Annotated in this window: 15 protein-coding genes; 10 read left to right on the forward strand and 5 right to left on the reverse strand. The window is 73.7% G+C overall.

Annotated features, from left to right (window positions below; translation table 11 throughout):
* Positions 1 to 476: 476 nt before the first annotated feature.
* Positions 477 to 6041 (reverse strand): carboxyl transferase domain-containing protein, encoded by a 5565-nt coding sequence (locus JWR81_RS01410; protein ID WP_297645708.1) that lies wholly within the window; start codon positions 6039 to 6041, stop codon positions 477 to 479.
* A gap of 203 nt (positions 6042 to 6244) precedes the next feature.
* Between JWR81_RS01410 and JWR81_RS01415 the strand changes: the two genes are divergently transcribed.
* Genes JWR81_RS01415 through JWR81_RS01425 form a run of 3 tightly spaced genes read left to right on the forward strand, consistent with a single transcriptional unit; the run spans position 6245 to position 7612 of the window.
* The gene (locus JWR81_RS01415) at positions 6245 to 6691 is read left to right on the forward strand and encodes a universal stress protein (protein WP_297645710.1); all 447 of its coding nucleotides are present in this window, start codon (positions 6245 to 6247) and stop codon (positions 6689 to 6691) included.
* A gap of 10 nt (positions 6692 to 6701) precedes the next feature.
* Positions 6702 to 7244 carry a carboxymuconolactone decarboxylase family protein gene (locus JWR81_RS01420; RefSeq protein ID WP_297645712.1) on the forward strand — a complete coding sequence of 181 codons (543 nt, stop codon included), beginning with the start codon at positions 6702 to 6704 and terminating at the stop codon, positions 7242 to 7244.
* Complete coding sequence (locus JWR81_RS01425) at positions 7244 to 7612, forward strand: VOC family protein (protein WP_297645713.1); 369 nt, start codon at positions 7244 to 7246, stop codon at positions 7610 to 7612. Before JWR81_RS01420 ends, JWR81_RS01425 begins: the two co-directional genes overlap by 1 nt.
* A 32-nt stretch (positions 7613 to 7644) precedes the next feature.
* On the opposite strand, the gene JWR81_RS01430 is transcribed toward JWR81_RS01425, so the two are convergent.
* The gene (locus JWR81_RS01430; RefSeq protein ID WP_297645715.1) at positions 7645 to 8112 is read right to left on the reverse strand and encodes a helix-turn-helix domain-containing protein; all 468 of its coding nucleotides are present in this window, start codon (positions 8110 to 8112) and stop codon (positions 7645 to 7647) included.
* An 85-nt stretch (positions 8113 to 8197) separates the two neighbouring features.
* Between JWR81_RS01430 and JWR81_RS01435 the strand changes: the two genes are divergently transcribed.
* On the forward strand, positions 8198 to 8722 hold the full coding sequence (locus tag JWR81_RS01435) for a PaaI family thioesterase (RefSeq protein WP_297645717.1): 525 nt from the start codon (positions 8198 to 8200) through the stop codon (positions 8720 to 8722).
* A 10-nt stretch (positions 8723 to 8732) separates the two neighbouring features.
* Here JWR81_RS01435 and JWR81_RS01440 read toward each other — a convergent pair whose 3' ends face one another.
* Positions 8733 to 10157, reverse strand: coding sequence for an MFS transporter (locus JWR81_RS01440; RefSeq protein WP_297645719.1), 1425 nt, complete (start codon positions 10155 to 10157; stop codon positions 8733 to 8735).
* A gap of 109 nt (positions 10158 to 10266) precedes the next feature.
* On the opposite strand from JWR81_RS01440, the gene JWR81_RS01445 reads away from it, so the two are divergent.
* The 5 genes from JWR81_RS01445 (at position 10267) to JWR81_RS01465 (ending at position 15973) form a co-directional block, all read left to right on the forward strand.
* Entirely contained in the window at positions 10267 to 10662 is a 396-nt protein-coding gene (locus JWR81_RS01445) for a PPOX class F420-dependent oxidoreductase (protein ID WP_297645721.1), read from the forward strand.
* Between the two features lie 175 nt (positions 10663 to 10837).
* Positions 10838 to 12160 carry an ATP-dependent 6-phosphofructokinase gene (locus JWR81_RS01450; protein WP_297645733.1) on the forward strand — a complete coding sequence of 441 codons (1323 nt, stop codon included), beginning with the start codon at positions 10838 to 10840 and terminating at the stop codon, positions 12158 to 12160.
* A 188-nt stretch (positions 12161 to 12348) separates the two neighbouring features.
* Positions 12349 to 13155 carry an MBL fold metallo-hydrolase gene (locus tag JWR81_RS01455; protein ID WP_297645723.1) on the forward strand — a complete coding sequence of 269 codons (807 nt, stop codon included), beginning with the start codon at positions 12349 to 12351 and terminating at the stop codon, positions 13153 to 13155.
* A 23-nt stretch (positions 13156 to 13178) separates the two neighbouring features.
* Positions 13179 to 13754, forward strand: a complete 576-nt coding sequence (locus JWR81_RS01460; protein ID WP_297645735.1) for a VTT domain-containing protein — start codon at positions 13179 to 13181, stop codon at positions 13752 to 13754.
* Positions 13755 to 13825: 71 nt separating this feature from the next.
* Entirely contained in the window at positions 13826 to 15973 is a 2148-nt protein-coding gene (locus tag JWR81_RS01465; RefSeq protein WP_297645725.1) for a phage holin family protein, read from the forward strand.
* Here the strand turns inward: JWR81_RS01465 and JWR81_RS01470 are convergent, their stop codons facing one another.
* The gene (locus JWR81_RS01470; RefSeq protein WP_297645727.1) at positions 15974 to 16300 is read right to left on the reverse strand and encodes a multidrug efflux SMR transporter; all 327 of its coding nucleotides are present in this window, start codon (positions 16298 to 16300) and stop codon (positions 15974 to 15976) included.
* A 35-nt stretch (positions 16301 to 16335) separates the two neighbouring features.
* Here JWR81_RS01470 and JWR81_RS01475 point away from each other — a divergent pair, with 35 nt between their 5' ends.
* Positions 16336 to 17025: an alpha/beta fold hydrolase gene (locus JWR81_RS01475; protein WP_297645729.1), complete on the forward strand. Its 690-nt coding sequence runs from the start codon at positions 16336 to 16338 to the stop codon at positions 17023 to 17025.
* Positions 17026 to 17121: 96 nt separating this feature from the next.
* On the opposite strand, the gene JWR81_RS01480 is transcribed toward JWR81_RS01475, so the two are convergent.
* Positions 17122 to 17796: AMP-binding protein (locus JWR81_RS01480; protein WP_297645731.1), on the reverse strand; the 675-nt coding region annotated here is incomplete at its 5' end.

Genomic DNA, 17796 nt, shown 5'->3' on the forward strand with positions numbered 1-17796 from the left:
GCTCGACGGTCTCGAGCAGGCCCTGAACAGCGGGAAGCTCGACGCCGCCGCCAACGACACCGCCGTGCAGCGGATCCTCGCGCTGAAGGGCGTCTGCTCCCGCTGATCGGTCCGGCCCCTGCACGCCCGTCGTCCGAACTGATGAAGAGACGGCTTCTCGGCGGCATCCGTCGTAACGATGCTCTGAGCAGCCGCGACGGTTGATCAGTACGAGTTGCAGGCCGGGGGAGACCGATCAGCTGTCACCGTTGCGGTACGCCATCTCAGCCGCGTGCGCGGTTCTGCGGGACCAGCCGCGGCGCGACGTCAGTGTCGCCGGCGAGCGGACCTGGACTACGCGGCCTGGGTCGCAGATCCCGGTGGAGGGCGTGGGCACCGATCCTCGACTGGGCCTTCCGCCGAAGGGCAGCTCGACGAAGTCGGCCTGCTGAGAGGACCGCCCGGTCGCGGGACGGGTGTCGTCCGGTGGGTCGCGATCAGTCGCCTGCCCTCGCCATCCCGCGCTGCACCGCGTCGATCAGGTAGGGGCGCAGCTGCGTCGACGGCACGATCCGGTCCACCGAGCCCACGCTCTGGGCGCGCTGCACGCTGTGGGCGGTGTCGAACTCGTCGGCCACCTGCCCCAGCTTCTCCGACCGGACCACCGGCCGCAGCGCCGCCAGCTCGGCCGTGAGCCGGGCCGCCTCGGGCTCGGCGCCGGCCTGCTGGGTCTCGGCGATGCGCGCCTCGAGGTCGGCGACGCGCGGATCGGCCGCGGTGCGCTTGTTGACCTCGCCCGCGAACACCACCGCGGCGGCCGGGGCGCCACCGAGCACGGACGCATAGGAGCCCTCGACGGCGGCCACCTCCATGTTGTCGTTCAGCGTCCCGGAGAACACCACGAACGCGCCGCCGTGGTAGCGGCTGACCACGCAGAACACGATGGGCCCGTCGAAGTTCACCACCGCGCGGCCGATCTCCGCGCCGTACTCCAGCTGGACCTCGCGCAGCGACTCGGGTGAGCCGTCGAAGCCCGACAGGTTGGCCAGCACCACCAGCGGGCGGTTGCCGCTGGCCGCGTTGATGGCCCGCGCCGCCTTCTTCGACGACTTCGGGAACAGCGTGCCCGCCGTGAACGTGGTGGGGCCGTCGATCGGGACCCGGCCGCGACGGGGCAGCGGGCGCGACTCGATGCCCAGCAGCGCGATCGGCTGCCCGCCGAGGTGCGCGTCGAGCACGACCACGCCCTCGGCGTCGATCATGTCGACCCAGCGCTCCAGCGTGGGATGGTCGGAGTCGGCCACCGCGCGCAGCACCGAGCGGATGTCGAACGGCTTCTTGCGCCCCGGGTTCGCCGTGAACACCTCGCCGACGGTGGCGAAGTCGCAGCCCGGGCCCGAGTGCGGCGAGGAGGAGATGTCGCGGTCGGCCGCATCGGTGGTCGGGGCCGGCCGCGGGAAGCGCTCGCCCGGCGCGCGGTAGGTGTGCGCGTAGTGGGCCTGCAGCACCTCCACGGCCGCGGAGAGGTCAGGTGCCCAGTACTGCGCCTGGCCGTTCGGGCCCATGATCCGGTCGTACCCGCCGATGCCGAAGTTGTCCTCGGCGCTGACGCCGCCGGAGTAGTCCAGCGACTGCTTGCCGGTGAGCACCATCGCGCTCTCCGGCGTCATGACGAGGATGCCCTTGGTGTGCATGAGCATCGTGGCCTCGGCGTTCCAGTACGGCTGGGCGCCGACGTTGATGCCCGTGACGACGACGTTGATCTCGCCGCCGTCCTGGGTGAACTCGATGATCGCCCGCAGCGCGCGGGAGATCCAGTCCATGTTCTCGGTGCCGGAGTCCATCGCGATCTTCGCGCCCGCCGAGACGGCGAACCACTCGATGGGCGCGTCCAGCTTCCGGGCCAGCTCGACCGCGGCCACCACGCGACGGCACTCCGCCTCCGCCAGCGCGCCCAGCGCGCGCGTCGGGTCGCCCAGCAGGACGACGCGCGTCATGCCCTCCGGGTAGCGGGCGGTGGGCGTGGTGACGGTGCCCAGCACGATGCTCGCGGCGTTGCCGCCCGGGGCGCGGTCCACCGGCACCGGTGTGAACGTCTCGTCGAGGTCGTACTCGGTGAACACGCCCGCGGGCCCGCCGCGGTCGGGGTTGCGCACCAGCATCGGCACGAGCTCGTAGGGGTACACCGCGCCGCGGCGGCGGGCCCGGATCACCTTCTGCGTGTACGCGTCGAGCTCGCCCATCGGCTCGGTCGGCGGCTCCGTGACGCGCACGGTGAGCCCGGCGCCCGGCGGGCGCGACATCCGCAGCAGGTACTCGTGGGGCTCCGCGCCGGGCTGGGTGGCGTGCCGGAACTGCACGATCACCTGCTCCAGGCCGAGCGCCTCCGAGCGCGGCGCGAGGATGCGCACCACCGAGTCCAGCTCCTCGAGCGGCACGTCCACCACGGGCCAGACGTAGAGCAGCACGCGGTTCCAGTCGAGCTTCGCGTCGCCGCGGTCGGCGGCCCGTGCGGAGCGCAGCGCGTCGAGGCAGGAGTCGAGCACGTGCTCGAGCTGGGGGAGTGCGCGGATGCGGCCCCCCTCGTCGCGCAGGATCGTCAGGTCGCGGACGTCCGACAGCACGATGAGGCGCTTGTCCTCGGGCACGTCCTTGCCCACCGCGCGGAACAAATTCACGTCGACGGGTGAGGGCAGGCGCGTCAGGTCGAAGCCCGACAGCCGCCACAGCGCCAGCCGCTCGGCCACCATCGGATGCAGGCCGCGCAGCGTGCGGTCCTCGACGGGACGGCGGTCCGGTCCGGGCCGGAACGTGAACCAGGCCGACCGCTCGTCCCCGGCCGGGCGCCGCACCGCGACGGCCACCCGCGCGAGCCTCTCGGGCAGCCGTCCGAGCAGAGCGCGGATCTTCTCCGCCGAGCGCTCGGGGTCGGCGTCGGGCGCCTCGCCGGCGATGACGTAGAGGTCCAGCAGCGCGGTGGCGTCCTCGGGGAGCTGCGTGAACAGCCGCCGCAGATCGCCCTGGACGGCCATCGGGTCGGTGCCAGCAGGCGCGTTCGGGGCGGTGTGGACCGTGGTGGCCAGCACGACGTGCTGCCGGCCCTCGTGGTCGTAGCGCGCCGTGAGCAGCGGGCGGCCCGCCCGGTCCTGCAGCGTGACGTGGGTGAGCGGCCGGACGCGGTAGTAGCGGCGGGTCATCACCTCGAGCATCGCGGCCTGGTGCCGCTCGCCGAACACCCCGAGGATCGGCTCCGCCGCCGAGACGATGGCGTCGATCTGCAGCGCGCGCACGCTGGGCTCGTCCGACAGCCGGTCGAGCTCCGCGCGCACCTCGGCCTGCCCGGCGGCGCGCTCGGCGTCGATCAGCGGGGCGTCGAAGCACGTGTAGCGCACTCGCCGCGCCAGCCCGCCGACCACGGGGTGGCGCAGCTGCGTCGCCGTCACCAGCCGGTCGAGCACCCGCTGGTACTCCTCGCGGGCGCTCTCGGGCAACGAGTGGGGGTGGGCGAGGCGCCACTGCAGCAGGTCCAGCAGCACGGGCACGTGCGCCGATGCGCGGCGGTGGGCCAGGAACATCCGGTACAGCGCGCTCGACAGCTCCCCGGACGGTTCCAGGTCGGCCACGCCGTAGTGGCCCAGCGCCCGGCGCAGCTTCTCGAGGAACGACTCGGGCAGCCCCTCGGCGTCGGCGTCGCGGGAGCGCAGGTAGGCGTAGAGGTACTCCTGCGGGTTGCGCGCCTCCTCGCCGGACGGGTCGATCTGCTGCGACTCGTCCTCCGGGCCGCGGCGGTTGCGCGAGAGGGCGCAGAGGTCGGCGAAGATCCGGAACGCGGCCATCTCGCCGTGCAGGACGTCGGCGTCGCCGGGCGGGAGGGTCTCGCGGGCGGTCTTCAGCGCCGCCAGCAGCGGGCGGGCGTCGCGCTCGTCGATGTCGTAGCCGAGGACGAGGAACCGCAGCGACGTCAGCGCGTCGTCGGCCACCGCGGCCGCGTCGGTGCCGGAGACGGGTGGGGCGGCGAGCGCCGAGAGGTCCGCACGGTCGCCGTCGGAGGCGGGGCCCCCGTCGGCGTCGGGCTCCAGGCGGATGAGCTTGGTGCCGCCCTCCACCTGCGTGTTCGTGTCGACGAGCACCTCGGCCACGCGGCCGGCCACCGGCGCGCGAAGTGCCGTCTCCAGCTTCATGCTCTCGACGACGGCGACGACGTCGCCCGCCTCCACCGTGTCGCCCGCGGAGACGGGGATGGACACGACCATCGCCGGTGCGGGGGCGCGCACGAGCCCGGCCTCGCCGCCGGAGATGCGGTGCACCGCGCCGTCGACCTCGACGAGGTAGTCCGACCCCTGCGGCACCGACAGCACCGCGAACGTCTGCTCCCCGACGGTGAGCTTGCGCTCGAAGCGGCCGGTGCGCTCGGCGTCGACGTCGACGGAGTGGCCGTCCAGCTCGACGTGGTAGCGGTTGCCCCGCGACTGCGCGACGCGCAGCCGGTAGGACTCGCCCGCGGCACGGACGTCCACCTGGTGCCAGGTCTCGTGCCCGACCTCGGGGCGGCCACGCTCGGCGGAGGCGAACAGCCGCTCGCGCTGGCGGGCCACGTGCGCCTCCTGGGCCTCGACGGCCGTGGCGAGCAGCGCGACGTCGAGCCGCCGCGGCGGGCTGTACCCGGCGGCCATCATCGTGTCGAGCCAGGTGGTGTCGGTGTCGCCGGAGAGCACCTCGGGCCGGTCGAGCAGGTCGAGCAGGAACGCCTTGTTGGTGGTGCCGCCGTCGATCACGGCGGCCGTCTGGCGCAGGGCGCGCGAGAGCCGGCCCCGGGCCTCGTTGCGGTCGCGGCCCCACGAGATCACCTTGGCGATCATGGAGTCGAACTGTGGCGGGATGAGGTCGCCCGCCGTCACGCCGGTGTCGACGCGGATGCCGGGGCCGCTGGGCAGCGCGAGGTGCTCGATGCGGCCGGGGGCGGGCGCGAAGCCCTGCTCCGGGTCCTCGGCGGTGAGCCGGGCCTCGATGGCGTGCCCGCGCGCCGGGGGAGCCTCGGGCGCGATGTCGGTGAGCTTCCCGCCGCCCGCGACGTGCAGCTGCAGCTTGACGATGTCGACGCCGGTGGTGGCCTCGGTGACGGGGTGCTCCACCTGGAGCCGCGTGTTGACCTCGAGGAACGTCAACAGGCGCTCCTTGGGCTCGTAGAGGAACTCGACCGTGCCCGCGTTGACGTAGCCCGCGGCCTTCGCCAGCGCCGCTGCGGACGTGCGCAGCAGCTGCTCCTGCTCGGCGTCCAGCGCGGTGGACGCGGACTCCTCCAGCACCTTCTGGTTGCGCCGCTGCACCGAGCAGTCGCGGATGCCGAGCGTCCACACATCGCCGGTGGCGTCCGCCACCACCTGCACCTCGACGTGGCGTCCGCCCGAGATCGCGCGCTCCAGGAACACCGTGGCGTCACCCGCGGTCTTGGCCGCCTCGGAGCCGGCGCGTTCGAAGGCCTCGTCGAGCTGGTCGGGGTGATCGACCCGACGGATGCCGCGCCCGCCACCGCCCGCGGTGGCCTTGACCATCAGGGGGTAGCCGATGCGCTCGGCGTGCTCGCGCGCCGACGCGATGTCGGCCACGGCGCCGTGGCTCCACGCGGCCAGCGGGACGCCGACCTCCTCGGCGAGCATCTTCGCCGCGATCTTGTCGCCGAGCCGCTCCATCACCTCGGGCGACGGCCCGATGAACACGATGTCCAGGTCGCGGCACAGGCGTGCGAAGTCGGCCTTCTCCGACACGAAGCCCCAGCCGGGCCACACGGCGTCGGCGCGGGCGACCCTCAGCGCGCGCTCCAGCTCGGCGTAGTCGAGGTAGGGGCTGGCGGTGAACGCCTGGTCCGGGTCGTCCGGGCCGATGAGCACCGCCTCGTCGGCCTCGCGGACGAACATCGCGTGGCGGTCGACGGCGGTGAACACGGCGATGGTGCGCAGTGGCGTGCGGCCCTCGGCGTTCCACTCGCGTACCGCGTTGATCAGCCGCATCGCCGGCTCACCGCGATTGACGATGGCGATCCGGCTCAGCGACTGCTCCGACACGTGTGCACACTCCCGTTGCTCGCGGCTCCCGCCGGGATCGTCCGGCGTCTGCTCACCCAACTCGACCTCCCCGCCCTCGCACAACCTGCGAGCGGGGGACCCGCGCCGTGCATGATGCCCGTCCGTGGACGGAGCGCGGGGGACCGGGTGATCGTTTCGGGCCCCTCCCGGCCGGGCGGGACGCCGCGGAGCAGGATGGCGCCGTGAACCGGATCGTAGTGGGAACGGACGGGTCGGCGACGTCGACGGCGGCGCTGCGCTGGGCGGCGGCGACCGCCGACGGCCTCGGCGCGGACCTGGAGGTGGTGCGGGCCTTCCGGTACCCGCCCGCGCTGCACGACTGGGCCGCCGTCCCGTCGAACTACGGGTTCCTCCCCGAGCTGCCTGCGGAGGACGTCGTCGAGCGCGGTGTCCACGATGAGCTCGCCGACCTCGTCGCGACGGAGCTGCGCGACCGCGACGTCACCGTGCGGGTGCTGCGCGGTCATCCCGCGGAGGTGCTCATCGAAGCGGGGAAGGACGCCGCGATGCTGGTGGTGGGCCGCAGCGGGCATGGCGCGCTGAGCGACCTGCTGCGTATCGGGTCGGTGGCGCGGACGTGCATCGAGCACGCGCCCTGCCCGGTGGTGGTCGTGCCGGCCGCGCCCTAATGTGCCGGACGTGGCCCGAGTTCCGTACGTCGATGCCGACAACGCCCCGCCCGCGACCGCGAAGGCGCTGACCCGCCTGCCCGGCCTGAACGTGTTCGGGCTGCTGGCGCACGCCGAGACGGCGTTCGTGCCGTGGCTGAGGTTCGGCGGCGCGGTGCTGTCGGGCCTCGCCCTCGACCCGCTGCTGCGGGAGCTGACGATCCTGCAGGTCGGGCGGCTGGCCGCCCGCTACGAGTGGGACCAGCACGTGCCGATCGCGCGCGCATGCGGCGCCACCGACGAGCAGATCGCGGCGCTGGACGCCGGCGAGACCGGCCACGCGTGCTTCACCCCGGCGCAGCGGGCGGTGCTCGCGTTCGTGGCCGACATGGTGCGCGACGGCGAGGTGCCCGACGACACCTACGCTGCGCTGGCCGCCGAGCTGGACGACCGCCGCGTCGTCGAGGTGGCGCTGACGGCGGGGCACTACCTGGGGCTCGCCCGGATCATGACAGCGCTGCGCATCGACCCCGACCAGGCGGCGCCGCTCGGCTCCCTGAAGGCGTCCACCTGATGGAGGTCCTCGCCGGCCGGGTGTTGCTGCGTCCCGTCGACATGGAGAGCAGCCTGGCGTTCTACCGCGACGTGCTCGGGCTCGCGATCGCGCGCGAGTTCCCGGGCGGCACGGTGTTCTTCCTCGGCGGCGGCTACCTGGAGCTCTCCGGCCAGGCGGACGGGTCGTCGAACGGCGCGATCCGGCTGTGGCTGCAGGTCCGCGACCTCGACGCCGCGCACCGGGAGCTCGCCGGTCACGTCGTCCGCGAGCCGAGGCAGGAGCCGTGGGGCCTGCTCGAGATGTGGGTGGCCGACCCCGACGGCACGCCGATCGTGCTGGTGCAGATCCCGGCCGACCACCCGCTCCGCCGGGACACCCGCTCCTAGACGGTGGTCGGCGCCGCGGCGACCGCAGGGGCTCACCCCGCGCGGCGCGCCCCGGGCCCGGGCACCGACCGCAGCCCCGAGGACGGCTCGACCAGATGTCCCTCCGCGCACCGCATCTCGACGTGGACCGGCGAGCCGCACTCGCGGTGCTCCACGACCATCGGCGGCCCGTCCTCACCGGCGCGGTGGGCGTCGCCCCAGGCGAGCATCGCGAGGACCACGGGCAGCAGGTCGCGGCCGGCCCGGGTGAGCCGGTACTCGTGGCGCTCGCGGCGGCCCGGCTCCTGGTAGGGCACCTTGACGATGACGCCGTGCTCCACCAGCGCGGCCAGCCTGCGGGTGAGCACGTTGCGGGCGATGCCGAGGTGGGCGGTGAGGTCGTCGAACCGGTGGACGCCGTTGAAGAGGTCGCGCAGGACGAGCACCGTCCAACCGTCGCCGATCACGTCGGCGGTGCGCGCCACGGAGCACTGCGTGCTGTCGAGCTCCCTCCAGTCCATGTGGGCAGCGTATCACTGGGTTGCGCTGAGAAACCCAGACGACCTAGGCTGCGTTCCTGATGAGGACCCAGCTGGAGGAGCGCCGTTGACCACCACCGAACCCGCCGTCCGGTCCGCTGTCGTGCGCGAGCGCAGCTACACGTGGGACGACCCGATGGGCATCGCCGCCGCGGCCCGGGAGGTGGACGGCCTCACGTTCGTGCGCCGGATGGCGAGCGGTGAGGTGTCCGCACCGCCGATCGCGAGCACGCTCGGCTTCACCGTCGAGGAGGTGGAGCAGGGGCGTGTCGTGTTCGGGTTCGAGCCGGCCGAGTACCACTTCAACCCGATCGGCTCCGTGCACGGCGGGGTGTTCGCCACCCTGCTCGACTCGGCGGCGGGGTGTGCCGTGCACTCGTCGCTGCCCGCGGGCGTGCGCTACACCAGCCTCGACCTGTCGGTGAAGTTCCTGCGCCCGCTGCTCGCCGACACCGGACGCGTCCGCTGCGAGGGCCTCGTCGTGCACCTGGGCGGGCGCACCGCGCTGGCCGAGGCGCGTCTGTTCGACGGCGCGGGACGCCTCGCCGCCCACGCCACGAGCAGCTGCCTGATCATCCGTCCCGGCCGCTGACGGCGCCCGCTCAGGCCCCGGCGACCGTCGCCGGCTCCGCTGTCACGCCCGCCGTCGCGCCCCGAGGGGTGAGCGCCGCGATGGCCGTGGCCGCCAGGGCCGCACCCGCTGCGGCGAGGAACACCGTGGTGTACGCGGCGGCGGCCGGGATCACCTGACCGGCCACCACCGCCGTCAGGCCCGTGGCCACCGCCGCAGCCACCGCGCTGCACGACGACGTGCCGAGCATGCGCATCAGGGTGTTGAGGCTGTTGGCCGCCGCCGTCTCGGTGGAGGGCACCGCGGCCATGATCAGCAGCGGGAGCGCGGAGTAGCTCAGCGCGGCCCCGATCGCGGTGACCGTGGACGCCGCCATCACCAGCGACAGCGACGACGGCAGGGAGGCCAGGCCGACGTTGCCGACCGTCAGCACGGTGGTGCCCAGCACGAGCGTGGTGCGGGCGCCGAAGCGTGCCGACAACCGCGCGGAGACCGGGGAGAAGATCATCATCGCGACGCCGATCGGGAGCAGCACCACGCCGGCCACCACGAGCGAGAGTCCGAAGCCGTAGCCCGACTCCGCCGGCGCCTGCAGGACCTGGGTGTTGACGAGGAACCCTGCGAACATGGCGAAGCCGATGAGGATCGACGCGAGGTTCGTCCAGAGCACGGCGGGCCGGGACGACACGCGCAGGTCCACGAGCGGTGAGCCCGCCCGCAGTTCGAGCCGTCCCCAGGCCAGGAACAGCGCCAGTGCGATGACGAGCAGGCCGATCACGCGCGGGCCGCCCCAGCCCCACTCGGTGCCCTTCGAGATCGCGAGCAGCAGGCTCACCAGCGCTGCGGTGAGCCCGAGGGCGCCGGGGAGGTCGAAGCGCCCGCCGGAACGCTCCGGGGACTCGCTCACGATCCGGCTCACGACGAGGAACTGGAACGCACCGAGCGCCGCGGCCCCGACGAACAGCCACCGCCAGCTCGCGTGCTCGGCCACCAGCCCGGTGAGCGGCAGCCCGATCGCGCCTCCGATCCCCAGTGACGAGCTCATCAGCGCGATGCCGCTGCCGACACGTCCGGGTGGGAGCAGGTCGCGCATGATGCTGATGCCCAGTGGCACCACGCCCAGCGACGCTCCCTGCAGTACCCGCGCGACGATGAGCGTGCCGACGTCTGGCGAGGCCGCCCCGAGCGTCGACCCGAGCGTCACGAGCGCGAGCGCCACGAGCAGCATCCGGCGCTTGCCGTACATGTCGCCGAGCCGTCCGAGCACCGGCGCGCACACCGCCCCTGCCACGAGCGTGGCCGTGACCAGCCAGGCGACGGTCGCGGGCGACGCGTCGAGCAGCCGGGGGAACTGCGGCAGCAGCGGCACCACGAGCGTCTGCATCAGCGAGACGGCGAGACCGCACGATGCGAGGACGCCGATGACGAGCGCGGAGCGGGCCGGTGGAGCTGTCATCCGATCAGGTGACCACGGAGTCGTTGCTAATGGCAAGTTCGTCCGGGATGTCCGGTCGGAGTCCTTCGCCGTGCGGCCCGGCATGATCGCCGGGTCGTAGGGTCGGCGCGTGGCCACGGTTCTCGACCCGTCGACGGTGTCGCCCGAGTTCGTCACGTTCTGGACCGAGCGGCACCTGTGCACGCTGGTCACCCTCCGGCCTGACGGAAGCCCGCACGTCGTGCCCGTGGGGGTCACCCTCGACGTCGAGGCAGGACTCGCCCGGGTGATCTGCACCCGCGGCACGCAGAAGGCGCGGAACGCCGAGCGGGCGGGCACGGCCGTCGTCTCCCAGGTCGACGGCCGGCGCTGGTCCACGCTCGAGGGTGTGGCCGTGGTGCGCAGCGATCCCGACGCCGTCGCCGAGGCCGTGCGGCGCTACGCCCAGCGCTACCGACAGCCCCGGGTGAACCCCGAGCGGGTGGTCATCGAGGTCGCGGTGCAGCGCGTGCTGGGCCCCCTCTAGCCCGCCCACCCGCCCAGAGGCACACTGGACCGGTCAAGAGGGTCACGGTCCCCACCGCCGCGGCGTGACCCGCCGGCATGACACTGCTGCAGGAGCTGCTGTGACCACCGCGTTCGGGGACGAGAACGACGCGCATGACCACACCGACGCCCACAACGTCGTCGAACTGCCCCGCATCCAGGCCGCGCCCGACCTGACGATCACGACCCTGGGCACGTCGCGGATCACCTCGCCGATGGCACCGTTGCTGGACGCCCGGCGGACCACCGAGCACTACGTCGACGAGCACGACCGCGTCCTGCTCGACGACACGGCCGCGGGCATGTCCTCGCGCGGCGTCGCACTCGCCGAACTGCCGGGCTTCGAGCCCTGCGGGCCGCGGCGCAAGATCTTCTTCGACCCGTCCAAGACGCGCGCGGCCATCGTCACCTGCGGCGGGCTGTGCCCCGGCCTCAACGACGTCATCGCCGGGCTCGTGCGCACACTGACCTACCACTACCGCGTGCGCCGCGTCGTCGGCATCCGCAACGGCTACCAGGGCTTCGTCGCCCAGTACGGGCACGACGTCGTCGACCTGACGCCGGAGAGCGTGCGCGACATCGCCACCGACGGCGGCACCGTGCTCGGTACGTCGCGCGGCCCGCAGGACCCCGAGGAGATCGTCGACTGTCTGGAGCAGTTGCACGTCAACGTGCTGTTCGTGATCGGTGGCGACGGCTCGATGCGCGGGGCCATGAAGATCGCGGAGGCCGTGGCCGACCGCGGGCTGATGATCGCCGTCGTCGGCATCCCGAAGACCATCGACAACGACATCCCCTACATCGACCAGAGCTTCGGCTTCCAGACCGCGTTCAGCGTGGCCAGCGACGCCATCCGCGCGGCGCAGGTGGAGGCCAAGTCCACGGCCAACGGGATCGGGCTGGTCAAGCTCATGGGACGCCATTCGGGCTTCATCGCCTGCTACGCCGCCCTCGCGCGTTCCGGGGCCGACGTCGTGCTCATCCCGGAGGTGCCCTTCAGCCTCGACGGCGAGCAGGGGCTGCTCGCGCACCTGCGGCGGCGGGTCGAGGAGCGCGGGCACGCCGTGGTGGTCGTCGCGGAAGGGGCGGGGCAGGACCTGCTCGACGGGCACGCGGAGGGTCGCGACGCCTCGGGCAACGCGAAGCTCCAGGACATCGGGCCCTACCTGCGCCGCCGCATCGGCGACCACTTCTCCGACGCGGGCGTCGAGACGTCCATCCGCTACATCGACCCCAGCTACGCCATCCGCAGCGTGCCGGCCAACCCGTACGACTCGGTGTACTGCGTGCGGCTGTCGCAGGCGGCGGTGCACGCGGCGATGTCCGGCCGTACCGAGATGGTGGTGGGCCGCTGGCGCCGCCGCTTCGTCCACATCCCGATGGGGGTGGCGGTGAGCAGGCGCAACCAGGTCGACCCGCACGGTGACCTGTGGATGGCGGTGCTGGAGTCCACGGGCCAGCCGGTCCGCTTCGGCTGACCACCCCCGCGAGCCGCCACACCCACCCTCGCGAGCCGCCACGATCGGGCGCGGGGCCCTGCGAGGTGATCGTGCCGGTTCGTACCGGTTCGTGTCGACTCGGGCGCCTTGCCGCGGCGACTCGCGTGCCGGCCGTGCCGATTCGCGCTGTTCGATCGGGTTCGGTTGCCACCTGGGATGATGATCCCGTGCACGGGCTCGCCATGCGGTTCCTCGGCCACTCCACCGTCCGGATGGAGATGGCCGGGCATGTCGTGCTCACCGACCCGCTGCTGACGCGGGGGGTCGGGCCGCTGCGGCGGTTCGGGCCCGTGCCCACCGCCGCCGACCGCACCGGCGTCGATCTCGTGCTCCTCTCGCACCTGCACGGCGACCACCTGCACCTGCCGTCGCTGCGGCTGCTGCCGCGCGGGGCCCGGGTGGTGGTGCCGCGGGGGGCGGGCACCTGGCTGCGGCACAAGGGCATCCCGGGCGTCGAGGAGCTCGCGCCCGGCGAGGAGCTGGTGCACGGGGACCTGCGCGTCACCGGCGTCGAGGCCGCCCACAGCGGCCACCGCTGGGGCCCCCGCTCCACCCACGGCCCGCAGGCCCGCGCCATGGGCCACCTGCTGGAGACGTCGGACGTGCGCGTCTACGCCACCGGTGACACCGACCTGTTCGACGGCATGGCCGACCTGCCGCCGGTCGACGTCGCGCTGGTCCCGGTGTGGGGCTGGGGCCCGTCGCTCGGGCCCGGCCACCTGACGCCGGACCGCGCGGCGCGGGCCGTGGACGTGCTGCGCCCGCGCGTCGCGGTGCCCGTGCACTGGGGCACCCTCGCGGTCGCCGGGCTGACGCGGGTACCGGGCGGGCCGGGGGAGCGCATGCGCCGGCTGCTGGTGGAGCCCCCGCGCGAGTTCGCCGACGCCGTCGCGGCCACGGGCGGCCCCACGCACGTCGTCGTCACCGCGCCGGGCGAGCGGGTCGCCCTGCCGAGCACGCCGGCCCGGCCTTGAGCGGGCCGGGGAACGCGCTGGCCCTGGACTGGACCGACCCCTCCACCATCGGCTACCCGGTGCTGCTCGGCGGCGTGCTGCTCGGTTCGATCCTGCCGATCGTCCCCACGGGCGCCGTGGTCGGTGCCGCCGCGGCGATCGCCACCACCACCCACCACCTGTCGCTGCCCCTGGTGATCCTGGTCGCCACCGTGGCGGCGCTGGCCGGCGACCTCGTGACGTTCGCCGTCGGGCGGGTGGGCAGCGAGGCGGCGTTGCGCTGGGTGGCGCGGGGCCAGGCCCCCGAACGCCTTGCGAAGGTGCGCGAGCAGTTCGCCACCCGCGGCTGGCAGCTCGTCGTGGCCGGGCGGCTGATCCCGGGGGGCCGGATCCCGGTGCTGCTGGCCGCGGCGGCGCTGAACTACCCCCTGCGCCGCATGGTGCCGGCGGCCGCGCTCGCCTGCCTGCTGTGGGCCGCGGCGTACTCCGTCCTGGGCATCGTCAGCGGCGGGCTGTTCGACTCCCCGCTGATCGCCACGCTGCTGGCCACCGTCCTGGTGCTGCTGGTGGGGGTGGCGGGCACACTGATCAACCGCTGGCGCACCCGGCGCAAGCGGTGACGAGCGGCCGCGAGCCACACCGGGACGAGCCCCACCGGGACGAGCCCCACCGGGACGAGCGAGGAGCAGGCGTGACCACACCACCCCGGGACAGCGGGCGGATCCTGCGTGGCGGACGCGTCCTCGCGCGGGTGCTGCTGGTCTGGCTGATCTCGGTGGCCGCGCTGCGGCTGCTCGACCTCTGGCTCGACGGCTTCTCGATGCCCGAGTGGTGGCAGCCGACGGTCGTGGCGCTGGCGTTCGGCCTGCTCTCGGCCGTGCTCTGGCCGCTGATCCTGCGGGTGGCGCTGCCGTTCGCGCTGTTCACCCTCGGCATCGGGTCGTTCCTGCTGTTGGGCGCGGCGCTGCTCGCGATCTCGTTCGCCGTCCCGGGCGTCCAGATCGCCGACCTGCGCACGGCGGTGGTGCTGGTCGTCGCGATGTCGGCCGTCGCCGCCGCGGTGAGCAGCCTGCTCGCGATCGACGAGGACGAGATCTTCTTCCGGCGCACCGCCCGCCGCCGAAACCACGGGGACGGGCCCGAGGGCGCGGACGACCGGCCGCCCGGCGTGCTGTTCCTGCAGATCGACGGCCTCGGGTACGACACCGTGCGCCGCGCCGTCCGCGACGGGGACATGCCCACGTTCGCGGCCTGGCTCGCCGAGGGCAGCCACAAGCTCACCGACTGGCACTGCGACTGGAGCTCCCAGACCGGCGCGAGCGTCTGCGCCATCCTGCACGGCAGCAACCACGACATCCTCGGTTTCCGCTGGTACGAGAAGGACCGCGACCACGTCATGGCGTGTGCGCACCCTGAGGACGCCGCGGAGATCGAGCGCCGCCACTCCGACGGCCGCGGCCTGCTCGCCGTCGACGGCGCAGCCCGCGGCAGCCTCTTCACCGGCGACGCCGAGCACGTCAGCATGACGATGAGCGCGGTGCCGCTGCTGGCCGGTCGGGCCCGCCGCGGCCGCCGCAACAGTGACGGCGTGGGCGCCGGGTACTACGCCTACTTCGCCAACCCGTTCAACGCCGTCCGCACGCTGGCCGGCGCGCTGGTGGACGTCGTGCGGGAGGTCTCGGCGGCGCTGCGGCAGTGGCGCGCCGCCGTGCACCCGCGAGTCAGCCGCGGCGGGTTCTACCCGTTCGCCCGGGCTGGCACCACGGTGGTCGCCCGCGACGTCGTCGTCTCGGCGGTCATCGGGGACATGCTGGCCGGGCGTGGCGCGGTCTATGCCGACTTCCTCGGCTACGACGAGGTGGGCCACCACTCCGGCGTCGAGCGGTTCGACTCCCTGGCCGTCGTGCGGTCCATCGACCAGCAGATCGGACGGCTGCGCCGGGCAGTGCAGCTCGCGCCCCGCGACTACCACCTGGTGGTGTTCTCCGACCACGGGCTCACCCAGGGCTGGGCCTTCGCCGACCGCTTCGACGAGTCGGTCGAGGCGCTGGTCGGCCGCCTGTGCGGGGGCGAGCCGACGCCCGCAGCCCGCCGGGAGGGCCGCCGCGACCGGTCGGAGGCGCGCCGTGGCGCGGAGGGCTGGCAGGTGGGCGCGGCACTGGCCGAGGCCGGCAGCCACGGTGGTCCGATCGCCCGCAGGCTCCGCGCGCGCGTGGCCCGGGCCGGCAGGGCCGAGGAGCTGCCGCGCACCGTCGACGGCGCCCCCGGTGCGGTGACGCGCGCGGCCCCGGGCGTCGTCGTGGTGGTGTCCGGGCACGTGGCGATGGTGTCGTTCACCGAACACGAGGGCCGCGTGGAGCTGGAGACGATCGAACGCGAGTTCCCCGACCTGCTGCCCTCGCTCGTCGACCATGACGGTGTGGGCTTCCTGCTGGTGCGCAGCGCCGAGCGGGGCCCGGTGGTGCTCGGCCGCGACGGCGTGCACCGGATCGCCACGGGTGAGGTCCTCGGTGAGGACCCACTGGCCGACTACGGCCCGCACGCCCCCGACCTGATCCGCCGCGTCGACGGCTTCCCGTACTGCCCCGACGTGCTGATCAACAGCCGCTACGACCCCGCGACGGACGACGCGTCACCGTTCGAGCCGCACGTGGGCAGCCACGGCGGGCTGGGCGGCCCGCAGTCGCGCGGCTTCCTGCTGCACCCCGCCGAGCTGCCCCCGCCCGGCGAGATCGTCGGGGCGGAGGCCCTGCACCAGGTCCTCCGCGGCTGGCTGACGCATCTGGGCCACCCGGAACCCGCCCCGGTCGAGCCGGAGGCGGCCCCCGCCCAGGCCTGATCACCCGTGGACGGCGCCGCTGAGGGACAGGACGCCGACCCCGGCGACGATCAGCACCAGGCCCACGACACCGACCGCGTTGATCCGCTCGCCGTAGATCAGCAGCGCGAGCACGGCCACGCCCGCGGTGCCGACGCCCGACCAGATGGCGTACGCCGGGCCGACGTTCACGCTGCGCAGCGCCAGGGCGAGCAGCCCGAACGAGGCGAGATACCCGACCCCGACGACGATCGCCGGCCCCCACCGGAACTCCGTGGCGAGCGCGCGCAGTGCGACCGTGCCCGCGACCTCCGTGCCGATCGCCCCGGCGAGGAACAACCAACCCATGCCGGGGACGCTACCGGCCTGCGAGACTCCCGCACATGACCTTCGTCCTCGTCCACGGTGCCTGCCACGGCGGCTGGTGCTGGTCGCGGGTGGCCCCGCTGCTGCGGGCCGCGGGCCACGACGTGTTCACCCCCACGCTCACCGGCTTCGGCGAGCGCGCGCACCTGCTGGGCCCGGACGTCGGGCCGGCCACCGTGGTGCAGGACGTCGTCGCCGTGCTGGAGTGGGAGGAGCTGACCGACGTGGTGCTCGTCGGGCACAGCTTCGGGTCGCTGGTGGCGCTGGGCGTGGCTCAGCGGGTGCCGGAGCGGCTGGCCCGGCTCGTCCTGCTCGACGGCGTGCTCGTGGAGCCGGGGGAGCCCGGATTCGCGGGCCTGCCGCCGGAGGCCGGCCGGGAGCGGACGGCGCAGGCTGCCGGTGGGCTGACCTACCCGCCGCCGCCCGCGGCGAACTTCGGCGTGTCCGAGCCGGACGACCTGGCCTGGCTGGAGCGGCGCCTCACCCCGCACCCGCTGCGCACCTACACCGAGCCGTTCGGGTTGACGGCGCCGCTCGGCAACGGCGTGCCGGTGACCTACATCTGCTGCACCGACCCGGCCTACCCCGCGGTGCACTCCGCCCACGCGATCGTGCGGCGCGAGGGCTGGGAGTGGCGCGAGCTCGCCACCGGCCACGACGCGATGATCAGCGCCCCCGAGCTGACGGCGACGGCCCTGCTGAGCTGAGCCCCCGGATCTGCGCGCGATTTTGCGTCCTCGCACCCTCCATGGAGGGTGCGAGGACGCAAAACGGCGAGCGGATCGGGTGGGTGGGGGGCGGGGTCAGGTGCCCGTACCCTCCGGCGCCTGCACCTCGCGGCGCAGGATCTTGCCGGTGGGGCCCTTGGGCAGCTGGTCGACCACCCACACGTGACGCGGGTACTTGTACGCCGCCACCCGCTCCTTCACGAACGCCGACAGCTCCGCAGGATCGGCGGACTGCCCGCTCTTGAACGCCACCGCCGCGCCGATCTCCTCGCCGAGGTCAGCGTGCTTGATGCCGATCACCGCGGCCTCCGCGACGGCGGGGTGCTCGTAGAGGGCCTCCTCGATCTCGCGCGGGTAGACGTTGTAGCCGCCCCGGATGATCATGTCCTTCTTGCGATCGACGATGAAGAAGTACCCGTCTTCGTCGACCCTGGCCATGTCGCCGGTGTGAAACCACCCGTCGCGAATCGCCTCCGCGGTGGCGTCGGGCCGGTTCCAGTAGCCCTTCATCACGTTGTGGCCGCGGATCACGATCTCGCCGACGTCGCCCTGCGGAACCTCGCGACCGTCGTCGTCGACGACCTTCATCGCCACTCCCTCGATCGGGGTCCCGATCGAGCCCGGCTTGCGCTCGCGGTCGGGGTGGTTGAACGACGCCACCGGAGAGCTCTCGGACAGCCCGTAGCCCTCGAGCACCTTGCAGCCGAAGGCCTCCTCGAAGCCGCGCATCAACTCGACGGGCATCGCCGA

The organism is Pseudonocardia sp., from assembly GCF_025965585.1.
Classification (GTDB): Bacteria; Actinomycetota; Actinomycetes; order Mycobacteriales; family Pseudonocardiaceae; genus Pseudonocardia.

Coding starts and splice junctions, on each gene's coding strand:
- JWR81_RS01425 (WP_297645713.1), top strand. CDS start 7,244: ATGGAGGTCCTCGCCGGCCGGGTGTTGCTGCGTCCCGTCGACATGGAG.
- JWR81_RS01430 (WP_297645715.1), bottom strand. CDS start 8,112: ATGGACTGGAGGGAGCTCGACAGCACGCAGTGCTCCGTGGCGCGCACC.
- JWR81_RS01440 (WP_297645719.1), bottom strand. CDS start 10,157: ATGACAGCTCCACCGGCCCGCTCCGCGCTCGTCATCGGCGTCCTCGCA.
- JWR81_RS01470 (WP_297645727.1), bottom strand. CDS start 16,300: ATGGGTTGGTTGTTCCTCGCCGGGGCGATCGGCACGGAGGTCGCGGGC.
- JWR81_RS01475 (WP_297645729.1), top strand. CDS start 16,336: ATGACCTTCGTCCTCGTCCACGGTGCCTGCCACGGCGGCTGGTGCTGG.